Annotated in this window: 14 protein-coding genes; all 14 read left to right on the top strand. The window is 70.9% G+C overall.

From position 1 onward, the window contains the following. Positions 1 to 133: 133 nt before the first annotated feature. The 14 genes from HQK15_RS14205 to HQK15_RS14140 all read left to right on the top strand — a co-directional run bounded on the left by HQK15_RS14205 (position 134) and on the right by HQK15_RS14140 (position 14539). The gene (locus HQK15_RS14205; RefSeq protein WP_367649189.1) at positions 134 to 1570 is read left to right on the top strand and encodes a UDP-N-acetylmuramoyl-L-alanyl-D-glutamate--2,6-diaminopimelate ligase; all 1437 of its coding nucleotides are present in this window, start codon (positions 134 to 136) and stop codon (positions 1568 to 1570) included. Continuing rightward, the gene (locus tag HQK15_RS14200) at positions 1567 to 2916 is read left to right on the top strand and encodes a UDP-N-acetylmuramoyl-tripeptide--D-alanyl-D-alanine ligase (RefSeq protein ID WP_173492129.1); all 1350 of its coding nucleotides are present in this window, start codon (positions 1567 to 1569) and stop codon (positions 2914 to 2916) included. The genes HQK15_RS14205 and HQK15_RS14200 overlap by 4 nt, the downstream gene beginning before the upstream one ends. Positions 2917 to 2981: 65 nt before the next feature. Continuing rightward, entirely contained in the window at positions 2982 to 4046 is a 1065-nt protein-coding gene (gene mraY, locus HQK15_RS14195; RefSeq protein ID WP_173492128.1) for a phospho-N-acetylmuramoyl-pentapeptide-transferase, read from the top strand. After that, the gene (gene murD, locus HQK15_RS14190) at positions 4043 to 5515 is read left to right on the top strand and encodes a UDP-N-acetylmuramoyl-L-alanine--D-glutamate ligase (RefSeq protein WP_173492127.1); all 1473 of its coding nucleotides are present in this window, start codon (positions 4043 to 4045) and stop codon (positions 5513 to 5515) included. Before mraY ends, murD begins: the two co-directional genes overlap by 4 nt. A 48-nt stretch (positions 5516 to 5563) precedes the next feature. Further along, complete coding sequence (ftsW, locus tag HQK15_RS14185; RefSeq protein WP_173492126.1) at positions 5564 to 6769, top strand: putative lipid II flippase FtsW; 1206 nt, start codon at positions 5564 to 5566, stop codon at positions 6767 to 6769. A gap of 3 nt (positions 6770 to 6772) precedes the next feature. After that, positions 6773 to 7846: an undecaprenyldiphospho-muramoylpentapeptide beta-N-acetylglucosaminyltransferase gene (gene murG, locus HQK15_RS14180; RefSeq protein WP_173492125.1), complete on the top strand. Its 1074-nt coding sequence runs from the start codon at positions 6773 to 6775 to the stop codon at positions 7844 to 7846. After that, positions 7843 to 9264, top strand: coding sequence for a UDP-N-acetylmuramate--L-alanine ligase (gene murC, locus HQK15_RS14175; protein WP_173492124.1), 1422 nt, complete (start codon positions 7843 to 7845; stop codon positions 9262 to 9264). Before murG ends, murC begins: the two co-directional genes overlap by 4 nt. After that, complete coding sequence (locus tag HQK15_RS14170) at positions 9261 to 9986, top strand: cell division protein FtsQ/DivIB (protein WP_173492123.1); 726 nt, start codon at positions 9261 to 9263, stop codon at positions 9984 to 9986. The genes murC and HQK15_RS14170 overlap by 4 nt, the downstream gene beginning before the upstream one ends. A 155-nt stretch (positions 9987 to 10141) precedes the next feature. Then, on the top strand, positions 10142 to 11326 hold the full coding sequence (ftsZ, locus tag HQK15_RS14165; protein WP_173492122.1) for a cell division protein FtsZ: 1185 nt from the start codon (positions 10142 to 10144) through the stop codon (positions 11324 to 11326). Position 11327: 1 nt separating this feature from the next. Beyond that, a complete protein-coding gene (locus tag HQK15_RS14160; RefSeq protein ID WP_173492121.1) occupies positions 11328 to 12050 on the top strand; it encodes a purine nucleoside phosphorylase YfiH/LACC1 family protein in 723 nt (240 codons plus the stop codon). Then, entirely contained in the window at positions 12047 to 12754 is a 708-nt protein-coding gene (locus HQK15_RS14155) for a YggS family pyridoxal phosphate-dependent enzyme (protein WP_173492120.1), read from the top strand. The genes HQK15_RS14160 and HQK15_RS14155 overlap by 4 nt, the downstream gene beginning before the upstream one ends. Before the next feature lie 48 nt (positions 12755 to 12802). Then, positions 12803 to 13300: a cell division protein SepF gene (locus tag HQK15_RS14150; RefSeq protein WP_173492119.1), complete on the top strand. Its 498-nt coding sequence runs from the start codon at positions 12803 to 12805 to the stop codon at positions 13298 to 13300. A 6-nt stretch (positions 13301 to 13306) separates the two neighbouring features. Beyond that, entirely contained in the window at positions 13307 to 13597 is a 291-nt protein-coding gene (locus tag HQK15_RS14145; protein ID WP_173492118.1) for a YggT family protein, read from the top strand. Between the two features lie 126 nt (positions 13598 to 13723). After that, a complete protein-coding gene (locus HQK15_RS14140) occupies positions 13724 to 14539 on the top strand; it encodes a DivIVA domain-containing protein (RefSeq protein ID WP_173492117.1) in 816 nt (271 codons plus the stop codon). Positions 14540 to 14569 lie beyond the last annotated feature (30 nt).

Below are 14569 nucleotides of genomic sequence, written 5' to 3'. Positions count from 1 at the left end.
CGGCTGGTGATTGACGGGGGCGCCTGGGCTCGCGGGGGAGTGGGGCGCTGGGGGCGGTCTTGGATAGGGTTGCTGGGTGACGGATGAGATGCGGGTCAGGCCTCGGGAAACCCCTCGGTGGAGTCTTGCCGAGGTGGCTGCCGAGGTCGGCGCCAGGTCGACCGGCGACGTCCGGGTCACGGGCATCGCGCTCAACACGGCGCACGTCGTCCCCGGCGATCTCTACGCCGCGCTGCCCGGAGCCAACGTCCACGGTGCGTCCTTCGCGCAGCAGGCCCTCGACCGAGGAGCGGTGGCCGTCCTGACCGACGCCGACGGTGCCGCGCTCGTGGGCGACACGCTGCCCACCGTCGTCGTCGATGCACCCCGCCCGTGCCTCGCAGGGCTCAGCGCGACGTTCTACGGCCACCCCAGCGAGGCGTTCACGACGCTCGGCGTGACCGGCACGCAGGGCAAGACCACCACGACCTACCTGGCGGAGGCCGCCCTCGGTGACCGGCGCTCGGCCGTCGTCGGCACCATCGGCACCCGCATCCGTCAGACGCCCGCGCCGTCGACGCTGACGACTCCCGAGGCGCCGCAGCTGCAGGCGCTGTTCGCCGTGATGCGCGAGGAGGACGTCGAGCTCTGCGCCATGGAGGTCTCCAGCCACGCCCTCGTGCAGGGCCGCGTCGACGGGTTCATGTTCGACGTGGCGGTGTTCCTCAACCTCGGCCGCGACCACCTCGACTTCCACCGCGACCTCGACGACTACTTCCTGGCCAAGGCCGCCCTCTTCACGCCCGAACGGTCGCGGCAGGCCGTCATCAACATCGATGACGCCCACGGACGCCGTCTGCGCGACCTCACGCCGTTGCCCGTCACGACGTTCTCCACCGACGGCAACCCGGCCGACTGGCGCGCCGTCAACATCCGACCGCACCGGCTCGGCACCGACCTGGAGGTCCTCGGCCCCGACGACTTCGCGGTCGACCTGTCCGTGCCGCTGCCCGGGGTCTTCAACGTGTCCAACGCGTTGGCCGTCATGGCGGCCCTGGCGACCGCCGGTCACGACCCGGTCGAGCTGGCGGCCGGCATCGCCGCGAGCACGGGCGTCCCGGGTCGCATGGAGCGCGTCGAGGCCGGCCAGGCGTTCACCGCGATCGTCGACTACGCCCACAAGCCCGATGCCGTCTCGGCGGTGCTCACGGCCCTGCGTCCGGTGACCGCCGGACGGTTGATCGTCGTCATCGGCGCCGGTGGCGACCGCGACCACGGCAAGCGCCCGCTGATGGGTGAGATCGCCGCGCGCCACGCCGACGTCGTCATCGTCACCGACGACAACCCGCGCACCGAGAGGCCCGCAGCCATCCGCGCAGCCGTCCTCGAGGGCGCCACCGCCGGGCCGGGCGTCGTGGTCGAGGTGCCCGGACGCCGTGAGGCGATCGCCCACGCGGTGGCGATGGCCCACCTCGGCGACACGGTCGTCGTGGCAGGCAAGGGGCACGAGCGCGGCCAGGAGATCGAGGGCGTCGTGCACCCGTTCGACGACCGCGAGGTGCTCGTCGAGCTGATCGGCGGCACCTCGTGATCCCTCTGTCGCTGGGCGAGATCGCCCAGGTCACCGGGGGAGTTGTCGACGGCGACCCGGGGGTCGTCGTCGATGCGCCCGCGTCTCTCGACTCGCGACGGGTCGAGCCCGGCGGGCTGTTCGCCGCCCTGGCGGGGGAGCGGGTCGACGGCCATGCCTTCGCCGCGCAGGCCGTCGAGACGGGGGCAGCCGCGGTGCTGGGGTCTCGGGCCACGGGTGTTCCGACTGTCGTCGTCCCCGACGTGACCACGGCGTTGGCGGCGCTGGCCCGCCACGTGCTCGAGCAGCTCGACGGCGTCACGGTGGTCGCCCTCACCGGTTCCAGCGGCAAGACCAGCGTCAAGGACCTGCTGGCCCACCTGCTCGCTCCGGACGGCGCCACCGTCGCCACGGTCGGCAACTTCAACAACGAGCTCGGGGTGCCGCTCACCGTGCTCGGCGTCGACGAGCTGACCCGCTACCTCGTGGTCGAGATGGGTGCTCGCCACGTCGGAGACATCACCGCGCTCTGCGCCGTTGCCCGTCCGGACGTCGGCCTGGTGCTCAACGTCGGGCACGCGCACGTCGGTGAGTTCGGCTCGGTGGAGCGGATCGCCGAGGCGAAGGGCGAGATGGCGGCCTCGATCGACGCCGACGGGGTCGTCGTGCTCAATGCCGACGACCCGCTGGTCGCAGCGATGGCCGCCCGCACCGAGGCGACCGTCACGACGTTCGGCCACGCCGGCGACGTCGCGCTCGGCGACGTCAGCGTCGACGACCACGGCTTCCCCCACTTCTCCCTGACCCACCACGGACGCACCGTCCAGACGCACGTGCCGCTCATCGGCGCCTATCACGCCCACAACGCGGCGGCGGCGGCCACGGCCGCGCTGGCGCTGGGCGTCGACCTGCCGACCATCGGTCAGCGGCTCGCCACGGCCGCCGCGGCGGTCTCGCCCATGCGGATGGAGCGTCATGAGCGCGCCGACGGGCTCGTCGTCATCAACGACGCGTACAACGCCAACCCCGAGTCGATGGCGGCTGCGCTGCGTGCGGTCGCGGCGATCGGGCAGGGCCGGGCGGTCGCGGTGCTCGGCGCGATGCTCGAGCTCGGCGACGACAGCACGGCCGAGCACGTGCGCATCGGCCGCCTCGCGGCCGAGCTCGGCTTCGCCCGCGTCGTCGTCGTGGGCGACGACGCCCACGGCATCGCGGAGGGCGCCGGAGACATCGCGGTGCAGGTCCCCGACGTCGATGTGGCGACCCGCACACTCTCCGCGAGCCTGTCCGGGGGCGACGTGCTCCTTGTGAAAGCATCGAGGGGCGTTCGGCTCGAGCGAGTCGCACAGGCACTGCTCGGCACCTGACGCCATACTCGACGAGACGCCTCGACGAAGCACCCGATGCACCACCCGAAAGGATCCACCACGCGATGAAGGCCATCCTGATCGCAGGAGCGCTGTCGTTGCTGGTCACCCTGATCGGCACCCGGTTCGCCATCTCCGTGCTGGTCAAGCAGGGCTACGGCCAGCTGATCCGTGACGACGGCCCGACCTCGCACCACACCAAGCGCGGCACCCCGACGATGGGCGGCCTCGTCGTCATCATCGCGGTCGTCATCGGCTACTTCACGGCCAAGCTCGCGACCCAGACCATGCCGAGTGCGTCCGCGCTGCTGCTGCTGTTCCTGTTCGTGGGCCTGGGCGCGATCGGCTTCCTCGACGACTTCATCAAGGTCTCCAAGCAGCGCAGCCTGGGCCTGCGCAGCAAGGCCAAGCTCATCGGCCAGACGGTCATCGGCCTGATCTTCGCCTGGCTCGCGATCGGCTGGGAGGACGACACCGGTCGGACGCCCATCACCCATTTCGTGTCGTTCACCCGCGACTTCGACGGCTGGCGCATGCCGACGCTGCTGCTGGTCCTGTGGGTGCTCGTGCTCGTCGCCGGTGCCAGCAACGGTGTCAACCTGACGGACGGGCTCGACGGTCTCGCAACCGGCGCCGCGATGATGGTCTTCGGCGCCTACGTCTTCATCAACATCTGGCAGAGCAACCAGAACTGCTCGTTCAACCCCGGCATGAAGTGCTACGAGGTCCGCGACCCGCTCGACCTCGCGGTCGTCGCGTCGGCCCTGACCGGTGCGTGCTTCGGCTTCCTGTGGTGGAACGCCTCGCCGGCCAAGATCTTCATGGGCGACACCGGCTCCCTGTCGCTCGGAGGTGCGATGGCGGGATTCGCGCTCATGACCCGCACCGAGCTGCTGCTGGTCATCATCGGCGGCCTGTTCGTCGCGATCACGATGTCGGTGATCCTGCAGGTCGGCTGGTTCAAGATCTCCGGCGGCAAACGGATCTTCCGCATGGCCCCGCTGCAGCACCACTTCGAGCTGCTCGGCTGGGCGGAGATCACGATCGTGGTCCGGTTCTGGATCATCAGCGGCCTGTGCGTCGCGACGGGCCTCGGCATCTTCTACAGCGAGTGGGTCACGGGCGTATGACGATCGACCTTTCGTCGTTGGGTCGGGAGTCGTCGTGGGAGGGCGTCCGCGCCGCGGTGGGCGGTCTCGGCGTGAGCGGGTTCGCGGCCGCCGACACGCTCCAGCACCTGGGTGCCGACGTCATCGCGCTCGACGACGGTGACGACGCCGCCCTGCGCGAGAAGGCGACGCTGCTGGAGATCCTGGGCGTCGACGTCCGGATCGGCCCCGGCTCCACCGACACGTTCCCCGAGGGCATCGACGTGTTCGTCACCTCGCCGGGATGGGCGCCGAGCACGCCGATGCTGGCCGACGCCGCGGCCCGGGGCATCCCGGTCTGGGGCGAGGTCGAGCTGGCGTGGCGGCTGCGCGGCGACAACCCCGCGCCGTGGCTCGCCGTCACCGGCACCAACGGCAAGACCACGACGGTCCAGATGCTCGAGTCGATCCTGCGGGCGCAGGGCCTCAACGCCCTCGCCGTCGGCAACGTCGGCACTCCCGTCCTCGAGGCGGTCATGAACCCCGAGTCCTTCGACGTGCTGGCCGTCGAGCTGTCGAGCTACCAGCTGCACTGGAGCCAGTCGATCTCCGCTCAGGCGAGCGTCGTGCTCAACCTGGCGCCCGACCACATCGACTGGCACGGCGGCATCGACGCCTACACGGCCGACAAGGGGCGGATCTACCACAACGCCCAGGTGGCGTGCGTCTACAACGTCGACGACCCGGTCACCGAGCGGCTGGTCGAGGAGGCCGACGTCGTGGAAGGGTGCCGCGCGATCGGCTTCACGCTCGGCATCCCGGCGACCGGCATGATCGGGCTGGTCGACGACGTGATCGCCGACCGGGCGTTCATCCCCGGGCGCATCTCGAGCGCCGCCGAGCTCGGCAGCATCAGCGACATCGGCCTGGCGGCCCACGGCGACAGCAGCCGCGTCCCGGCGCCCCACGTGGTCGCCGACGCGCTCGCTGCCGCGGCCCTGGCGCGCGCACACGGGGTCGAGGCTCGCGCCGTCCGCGACGGCCTGCGGTCGTTCACGCCCGACGCCCACCGCATCGCCGACGCCGGCGAGATCGCCGGGGTGCACTACGTCGACGACTCCAAGGCGACCAACCCGCACGCGGCGCAGGCGTCCCTGCAAGGGTTCGAGTCCGTCGTGTGGGTCGCCGGTGGTCTGGCCAAGGGCGCGACGTTCGACGACGTCGTCATCGCTGCCCGCAGCCGTCTGCGCGGGGTCGTGCTGATCGGTGCCGACCGTCACCTCGTCGCCGAGGCGCTGCAGCGACACGCGCCTGATGTCCCCGTCGTGGAGGTCGACACCGGCGAGACTGATCCCATGGAACGCGTCGTCGAGGTCGCGGCATCGCTCGCCCGTGAGGGCGACACGGTGCTCTTGGCCCCGGGGTGCGCGTCCATGGACCAGTTTCGCAACTACGCCGCGCGGGGCGACAGCTTCGTCGCCGCGGTGCAGCAGCTGCGTGACCAGTCCTGACCTTCCTTCCCCGAGGCAGAGGACGACCATGACGCGGAGCAGTCGGACATGACCACGACCGACGACCGACGCTCCCCGGCGATCGTCGAGGCGGCGCGCCGTACGCTCGAGCGCCCGCTCGCGTCCTACCAGCTGGTGCTGGGATCGACGGCTCTCCTGCTGGGCATCGGCCTGATCATGGTGCTCAGTGCCAGCTCGATCTTCGCGCTGGTCAACTACGGCAACTCGTTCGCGATCGTGCTGCGCCAGCTGATCTTCGCGGTGCTCGGCGTCATCGGCGCGGTCGTCGCGGCCCGCATGCCCCTGCCGCTGCTGCGGCGGCTCATCGTGCCGTTCCTGGCCGTGTCGGTCCTGCTCATCATGGCGACGTTCATCCCCGGGGTCGGCGTCACGGTCAACGGCAACCGCAACTGGCTCCCGCTGTTCGGCGGCTTCCAGCTGCAGCCGTCGGAGTTCGCCAAGCTCGCGCTGGTGCTCTGGATCGCCGACATCTACGCCCGCCGTCAGAAGTACCTCGGCATCCCGCGCTACGTGATCACCCCGATGGTGCCGGTGGCCGGCAGCGTCGCCCTGCTCGTCGTCGGACAGCACGACCTCGGCACGGCACTCGTGCTGTTCGCGCTCATCGTCGGCATGCTCTGGGTCGCCGGCCTGCCCCGCAAGCAGATGGGCGGGCTGGTGGCCCTGCTGTTCGTGGGCCTGGTCGTGGCCGTGGCCCAGTCGCCGCACCGCGTCGAGCGCCTGCTCAACTTCACCAACCCGCAGGCCGATCCCGACAGCGCCGGCTTCCAGGCCATCCACGGCATGATGGCGCTCGCGACAGGCGGCTTCTGGGGCGTCGGGCTCGGTGGAAGCCGGCAGAAGTGGGGATCGCTGCCCGAGGCCCACACCGACTTCATCCTCGCCGTGATCGGCGAGGAGCTCGGCCTCATCGGCACGCTCGTCGTCCTGGTGCTGTTCATCGTCCTGGGCTTCGCCGGGCTACGCATCGCGACCCGCACCCGCGACCCGTTCGTCCGCTACACCGCTGCAGGCATCACGATCTGGCTCATGATCCAGGCCGTCATCAACATCGGCATGGTCCTGGGGCTGCTGCCGGTCATCGGCATCCCGTTGCCACTCATCTCGTACGGTGGATCGAGCCTGCTCGTCACGCTCGTGGCGCTGGGCGTCCTGCTCAACTGCGCGACGACCGAACCGGGGGCCCGCCGGGCCCTCGCGGCCGGGCGCGCCAATCGAAAGAAGGGACGATAGCGAGTGCGTGTGCTGCTCGCCGGTGGTGGAACCGCCGGCCACACCTCGCCGCTCCTGGCCACGGCCGCCGTGCTGGCCGACGCCGGTGTCGAGATCACCTGCCTCGGCACGCCGCGCGGCCTCGAGGTGACCCTGATCCCGCAGGCGGGCTACCCGCTCGAGCTCGTCCCGCCCGTGCCACTGCCACGCAAGCCCGGCAAGGCGATGGTCCAGGTGCCCGGCAAGCTGCGTGCCGCCGTCAAGGCGACGGGCGAGGTGATCGACCGCGTCCGTCCTGACGTGATCGTCGGCTTCGGCGGCTACGTCTCGGTGCCGGCCTACCTCGTGGCGCGGCGGCGGCACGTGCCCCTCGTCGTGCACGAGGGCAACGCGATCCCCGGCATCGCCAACAAGCTCGGTGCCCGGTTCACCGATCACGTGGCGACGAGCTTTCCCGACACCGACCTGCCGCACGCCCACTACGTCGGCCTGCCGATCCGGCGCGAGATCTCGGCGCTCGACCGGGCCGCCAGCCGGGCCGAGGCACGGGCCTTCTTCGGGCTCGACCCCGACCTGCCGACCCTGCTCATCACGGGCGGCTCCCAGGGCGCCCGTCGCATCAACCAGACGGTGTCGGCCGCTGCTCGCGACCTCGCCGACGCCGGTGTCCAGGTGCTGCACGCCGCCGGTCGTCCCGACGAGGTCTCGGTGCACCCGCGCCCGGGCGACCCGCCCTACGTCGTCGTGCCGTTCATCGACCGCATGGACCTGGCCTACGCCGCGGCCGACCTGATCGTGTGCCGCGCCGGTGCCAACACCGTCACCGAGGTCGCGGCGGTCGGCCTGCCGGCGGCGTTCGTGCCGCTGCCGATCGGCAACGGCGAGCAGGCCCACAACGCGCACCCCGTCGTCGAGGCCGGTGGAGCCCTGCTCATCGACGACGCCGCGCTCACGCCCGCCTGGATCGACAACGTCGTGATCCCGCTGATCTCGCACACCGGACGCCTCGGCGCCATGTCGGCCGCGGCGTCGGGCATCGTGCGCCGAGATGCCGACGTCCGCCTCGCCGAGCTGATCCAGAAGGCTGCCCGAGCATGAAGATCCCGATCCCGACCGACATCGTGTCGGTCGACGCGCTGGGTGCCGTCTTCTTCGTCGGCATCGGTGGTGCCGGGCTCTCGGGCATCGCCCGGCTGATGGCCCAGCAGGGCGTCGCGGTGTCGGGCAGCGACGCGGCCGACTCGGCCGTGCTCGAGGCCCTGCGGGCCGAGGGCATCACGTGTCACGTGGGGCACGACGCCGCGCACCTCGAGGGCGTCGACACCGTGATCGCCTCGACCGCCGTGCGCGAGGACAACCCGGAGATCGTGGAGGCGCAGCGTCGCGGGTTGCGGCTCTGGCCCCGGTCGGCCGGCCTGCGCTCGGTCATGGTCGGGCGCCGGACGATCGCGGTCGCGGGCACCCATGGCAAGACGACGACGACCGCGATGCTGACGTGCGCGCTGATCGCCGCGGGAGCGCAGCCGTCCTACGCGATCGGTGCCGAGGTCGCGAGCCTCGGCGCCAACGCCCGTCTGGGCTCCGGCGACCTCCTGGTCGCCGAGGCGGACGAGAGCGACGGGGCCTTCCTCGTCTACGCCCCCGAGGGCGCGATCGTGACCAACGTCGACGCCGACCACCTCGACAACTACGGCACGGTCGAGGCCTATGCCGCGGCCTTCGACGAGTTCATCGGCAACGTCGCCGACTTCGTGGTGCTCAACGCCGACGACCCGGGCACCCGCGCGCTGGTCCCGGTCGCGCGCGCCCGGGGGCTGGAGGTCGTGCTGGCCGGCTTCGCCGACGACGCCGACGTGCGCGGCACACGACTCGTGGTGCAGGGCACGGCGACGACGTTCGACGTGTCCAGCCGGGGTGTCGATCTCGGCCCGGTCGAGCTTGCGGTGCCGGGCGCCCACTACGCCGTCGACGCGCTGCTGGCGCTCGGCGCCGGGCTCCACCTGGGGCACGACGTCGACCTGCTGATCGCCGGCCTCGGTGCCTACACCGGCGCCAACCGCCGCATGCAGCCGCTCGGCGAGGCCGCCGGCGTGCGGGTCTACGACTCCTACGCCCACCACCCGACCGAGATCCGTGCCGACCTCGCCGCAGCGCGGGCGATCGCCGGCTCCGACCGGCTCGTGGTGGCCTACCAGCCTCACCTGGTGAGTCGCACCCGTGTCTACGGCGTCGAGATGGGGCGCGAGCTCTCCGCCGCCGATCTCGTCGTGGTCGCCGACATCTACCTCGCGCGCGAGGACCCCGACCCCGCCGTGACGTCTGCCCTGATCGTCGACGCCGTCGAGGGACCCGAGGCCACGCTCGGGGGACCGGTGGCCGGCCTCGCGCAGGAGCTGCTGCCCCGGCTGCGAGCAGGCGACGTGCTCCTCACCCTGGGCGCCGGCGACATCACGACGGTGGGCCCCGCGGTGCTGGCCGAGCTGGACGGCGCCGAGCTGGACGGCACCGGGGCGTGACGGAGCAGCGCTTCGTCGACCGGGTCAGGCACGACCGGCGGCGACGGATCAAGCGAATCGCCCTCGCGGTGCTCGCCCTCGTCGTCATGGTCACCCTCGGCTGGCTTATCTGGTTCTCCAGCGTGCTGGCGGTGCGTGGCGTCGACGTCGAGGGACAGACGACGCTCAAGCGGTCGCAGATCCTGCGTGCCGCCGACGTCCCGACCGGACGTCCTCTCGCCCGGGTCGACCTCACGGCGATCGAGTCGCGGGTCGCTGCGCTCGAGCGGGTCGAGTCGGTCGACGTGTCCCGGTCGTGGCCGCACACCGTCGCGATCGACGTCGTCGAGCGCAAGGCGATCATCGTCTCGAACGTCGCCGGAGCGATCCGCGGCATCGACCGTGAGGGCATCGACTTCCGGTCGTATTCGTCGGCACCGTCGAAGCTCGTCGAGGCCACGATCAGCGTGACCGATCCCGAGCGGGCGCTGGAGACGCGGCGATCTGTCGCCCGGGTCGTCGACCTGGTGACCCGGCGCGAGCCGACGCTGCGCCGGCAGCTGCAGTCGGTCAGTGCGGCGAGCAAGGACTCGATCGAGCTCGACCTCACCAGTGGCCGCACGGTCGTGTGGGGGAGCGCGGCCAAGGGCGAGCGCAAGCTCGAGGTGCTCCGGTCGCTGCTGCGCATCGACGCGACGCGCTACGACGTGAGCGCGCCGGACCAGCCGACGACACGTCAGTAGCCGCGGCGTGTCGCACGAGCAGTCGTGCGTCCCGCGCGTACCGTTCTCGGTAGGTCAGAGGTTGACATAACTATAACTCTTCACCTCACGGTTAGAGTTTTCTCGGGCCTCCACACACATTCACGCTCAGCTCCACATCCCCGGAAGGACACACGATGGCGGTCCAGAACTACCTCGCCGTGATCAAGGTCGTCGGCATCGGCGGAGGCGGCGTCAACGCCGTCAACCGCATGATCGAGGTGGGGCTCAAGGGAGTCGAGTTCATCGCGATCAACACCGACGCCCAGGCGCTCCTCATGAGCGACGCCGACGTCAAGCTCGACGTCGGCCGCGACTCCACGCGCGGCCTCGGTGCCGGCGCCAACCCCGAGATCGGCAAGCGCGCCGCCGAGGACCACGCCGAGGAGATCGAGGCGGCCATCAAGGGCGCCGACATGGTCTTCGTGACGGCGGGCGAGGGCGGCGGCACCGGCACCGGAGGTGCGCCGGTGGTCGCGCGCATCGCGCGCTCGCTCGGTGCCCTGACGATCGGCGTCGTCACGCGCCCGTTCAAGTTCGAGGGCCGCAACCGGTCCAACCAGGCCGACCACGGCATCCAGGCGCTGCGCGACGAGGTCGACACCCTCATCGTCATCCCCAACGACCGCCTGCTGTCGATCAGCGACCCCAACGTGAGCCTGCTCGACTCGTTCCGCCAGGCCGACCAGGTCCTGCATCAGGGTGTCTCGGGCATCACCGACCTGATCACGACCCCCGGCCTGATCAACCTCGACTTCGCCGACGTCAAGTCAGTCATGTCCGACGCCGGCTCGGCCCTCATGGGCATCGGGTCCGCCCGGGGAGAGCACCGGGCGGCGGTGGCTGCCGAGAGTGCGGTCTCGAGCCCGCTGCTCGAGGCCTCGATCGAGGGGGCCCGAGGCGTGCTGCTGTCGATCGCCGGTGGCTCCGACCTCGGCCTGTTCGAGATCAACGAGGCGGCCGGCCTGGTCGCCGACGCGGTGCACCCCGAGGCCAACATCATCTTCGGTGCCGTCATCGACGACGCGCTCGGCGACGAGGTCCGGGTGACGGTCATCGCCGCCGGTTTCGACGGTGGCGAGCCGATGCTCCGCGACGCGACCAAGCCCGCCCTGCTCCGGGAGTCGGCGGCGCCGGCACCGGCCCCGGCGGCCCCCGCGGCGGCGGCTCCGCCGACGGCCCAGACCTATCTGGCTCCCGACCCGTTCCTCGACGGCAAGAACCCGCCGCCCGAGGACGGAGCGGGCAACGCGACGATCCCCGCCGATCCGCTGCCGACCGACTACGGCGACGACCTCGACGTGCCCGACTTCCTCCGCTGAGTTGTTCTGGCACGAAGGACGCCTCGGACGGATCGCGTTCGCGTTCACCGATCGACTTGGTGGTGTGAGCGACGGTCCGTGGGCATCGCTCAACCTCGGCACCTCGGGAGGTGACGATCCGCAGCACGTCGCGGCCAACCTCGACCGCGTGACCGGCGAGCTGGCCCTGGACCGTCTCGTCCGGATGACCCAGGTCCACGGTGCCGAGGTCGCCTGGACCGGTGACGTGCCGCTCGACGAGGTCCCCGTGGCCGATGCGCTGCTGACCGACACGCCGGGTGTCGGCGTGCTCGTCCGGGTCGCCGACTGCACCCCGATCGTCCTGGCCGCGCCCGAGCAGTCCCTGGTCGGGGTCGTGCACTGCGGTCGTGAAGGCCTCACGAAGGGCGTCGTCGGCTCCGCGGTGGCGGCGATGCGTGCCCGGGGTGCGACGACGATCCAGGCGTGGATCGGTCCGCGCGCCTGCGGACAGTGCTACGAGCTCCCGCAGGAGATGGTCGACGCGGTCGCGGCGGTCGTCCCCGAGGCGCGCTCGACCACGTCATGGGGCACGCCGGCGATCGACGTCGGTGCGGGTGTCCGTGCCCAGCTCACCGCGCTCGACGTCCGCACGAGCGACCTCGGCGCTGACGAGTGCACGATCGAGCACGACCGGTGGTACTCCTACCGCCGGCAGGGCCAGGACTCCGGACGTTTCGGTGCCGTGGCGGTGATCCGGCAGTGAGCGCCGACCCGAGCGCCCGGCTCGACGAGCTCCGGCGGGGGCTGGCCGAGACCGAGGATCGCATCGTGGCCGCGTGCACCGCCGCCGGACGCGACCGCAGCGAGATCACGCTCGTCGTCGTCACCAAGACCTATCCCGCCTCCGACGTCGACCTGCTGGCGGGCCTCGGCGTCACCGACGTGGGGGAGAACCGCCACCCCGAGGCCGGCGACAAGGCCGACGAGGTCGAGGCGGCCGTCCGGTGGCACTTCCTGGGAGGTCTGCAGACCAACAAGGCCGGGGCCGTCGCCCGCTACGCCGATCTCGTGCACAGCGTCGACCGGGTCAAGCTCGTCAACTCGCTGTCCCGCGGTGCCGAGGCGGCCGGGCGAACCCTCACCTGCCTGGTGCAGGTCGACTTCGACGCCACCGACCCGGGCCGCGCCGGGGTCGTGCCCTCCGGCATCCCCGACCTGGCCGCGGCGATCGCCACGGCACCGGGCCTGCAGCTCGGCGGACTGATGACCGTGGCACCCCTGGGCGACGACCCGGTGCCCCACTTCGAGCACCTTGCGCGGCTCTCGGCAGCCCTGCGCGAGGACCACCCCGACGCCTCGATGATCTCGGCCGGCATGAGCGGCGACTTCGAGGCGGCGATCGCCGCCGGCGCGACACACCTGCGCATCGGGCGTTCGATACTCGGTGCGCGTGCTTCCACCGGGTAATCTCAGGAATGTCATTTCCGATCAGACACTCAGACACATGGAGCAATCATGGCTGGCGCAATGCGTAAGGTCGGCGAGTACCTCGGCCTCGTCGAACAGGCTGACTTCGACGACGAGTTCGATGAGGAGTTCGACGCGCCTGAGCAGGCCACCCGCCAGCCCGCGACCCGTCAGCCTGCTGTCGTGCGTCCTGCGCCGGTCGCTCACATTGACGAGCGCCGCCGCGCCGAGCCGCGTCCTGAGCGCCGTGAGTCCAACGCCTCGGACCTGGCCCGCATCGAGACGGTCACCCCGCGCACCTACAACGACGCCCGCACGGTCGGTGAGCACTACCGCTCCGGTGTGCCGGTCATCATGAACCTCTCGGAGATCGACGACGACGACGCCAAGCGCCTCGTCGACTTCGCCGCCGGACTGGTGTTCGCCGTCCACGGCTCGATCAACCGAGTCACCGCCAAGGTCTTCCTGCTGTCGCCCGAGAACATCTCGGTGACGGACGAGGACAAGCAGCGCATCGCTGCCGGCGGCTTCTTCAACCAGAGCTGAGCGCGCGTGGAAACAGTCGGGTACTTCCTTCTCCTGGCGCTCTGGATCGCACTCGTCCTGCTCATTGCCCGGTTCGTCCTGGACTGGGTGCAGCTGCTCGCCCGCAACTGGCGTCCGCGCGGCATCGTCCTGGTGATCTGCGAGGGTCTCTACTCCGTGACGGACCCGCCGCTGCGTGCCGTGAGGGGCGTCATCCCGCCGCTGCGGCTGGGTCAGGTCGTGCTCGACCTGTCGCCGATGATCCTCATCATCGGCATCTACATCCTCCAGGCGATCGTCCGCGCCGTCTTCTACTAGGCATTGCAGCCCAACGTGGTGATGACCACGTGACGGGGCCGGGACTGCTGTGGCAGAAGTGAACTCCGACGGAGTACGGTGGAGGCTCAGAGTCCCCAGGACTACCCCGCAACCCGAGGTGTACTCATGCCACTGACGCCAGAGGACGTGCGTAACAAGCGTTTTACGCCCGTCCGTCTTCGCGAAGGCTATGACATGGGCGAAGTAGACCAGTTCCTCGACGAGGTCGAGGCCGAGCTCGAGCGACTCACGGTCGAGAACGAAGAACTTCGCGCCAAGGTAGCCGCCGCATCGACCGGCGAACCGACCGGACTGATCCCGGCCCTTTCGTCGTCGACCCCCGCCCAGCAGACGCCGCCCACCCCGGCCGTCCAGGAGCCCGTGCAGGTTGCGCCGACTCCTGAGCCCGAGCCGACCCCGACTCCGGCTCCCACGCCGGCGCCGGCGCCGGTGGCAGCTGCTCCCGAGCCGGTCCGTGCGACCCCGTCGATGGGCGATGCGTCGTCCGCCGCGGCGCGTCTGCTCGAGATCGCCTCGTCCAACGCCGACCAGCTCATGGACGCGGCCAAGGAAGAGGCCGACCGCATCGTGGGCGAGGCACGGGCGAAGGCCGAGCGTCTCACCAACGAGGCTCGCGGCAAGGCCGACCGCCTCGAGACCGATGCCCGCATCCGCGCGCAGAAGCTCGACGACGAGACCAACGAGCGTCGCACGCAGGCCGTCGCGACGATCGAGCGGGATCGTTACGAGATCCAGCGCGAGGTCGAGCACCTGCGGGCCTACGAGCGCGAGTACCGAGCACGGCTCAAGAACTACTTCCAGAGCCAGCTCGACCAGCTCGCGGCCAACGAGAGCACGACGAGCCCGACGCCCGTCCAGGCACCGGCAGACGCGGCTCCGCGCCGTCTCCGCTCGCTGCTGGGCGACGACGAGAGCTTCTGAGGCTTCACACCCTCATCCGCACCCAGAACG

Source organism: Aeromicrobium stalagmiti (assembly GCF_013283745.1).
GTDB lineage: Bacteria > Actinomycetota > Actinomycetes > Propionibacteriales > Nocardioidaceae > Aeromicrobium > Aeromicrobium stalagmiti.
This window is presented reverse-complemented; position numbering and strand designations above follow the sequence as displayed.

Excerpts from the sequence above, each read along its gene's own strand:
- mraY (WP_173492128.1), top strand. The coding sequence starts at position 2,982 with ATGAAGGCCATCCTGATCGCAGGAGCGCTGTCGTTGCTGGTCACCCTG.
- murD (WP_173492127.1), top strand. The coding sequence starts at position 4,043 with ATGACGATCGACCTTTCGTCGTTGGGTCGGGAGTCGTCGTGGGAGGGC.
- ftsW (WP_173492126.1), top strand. The coding sequence starts at position 5,564 with ATGACCACGACCGACGACCGACGCTCCCCGGCGATCGTCGAGGCGGCG.
- murC (WP_173492124.1), top strand. The coding sequence starts at position 7,843 with ATGAAGATCCCGATCCCGACCGACATCGTGTCGGTCGACGCGCTGGGT.
- ftsZ (WP_173492122.1), top strand. The coding sequence starts at position 10,142 with ATGGCGGTCCAGAACTACCTCGCCGTGATCAAGGTCGTCGGCATCGGC.
- HQK15_RS14150 (WP_173492119.1), top strand. The coding sequence starts at position 12,803 with ATGGCTGGCGCAATGCGTAAGGTCGGCGAGTACCTCGGCCTCGTCGAA.
- HQK15_RS14140 (WP_173492117.1), top strand. The coding sequence starts at position 13,724 with ATGCCACTGACGCCAGAGGACGTGCGTAACAAGCGTTTTACGCCCGTC.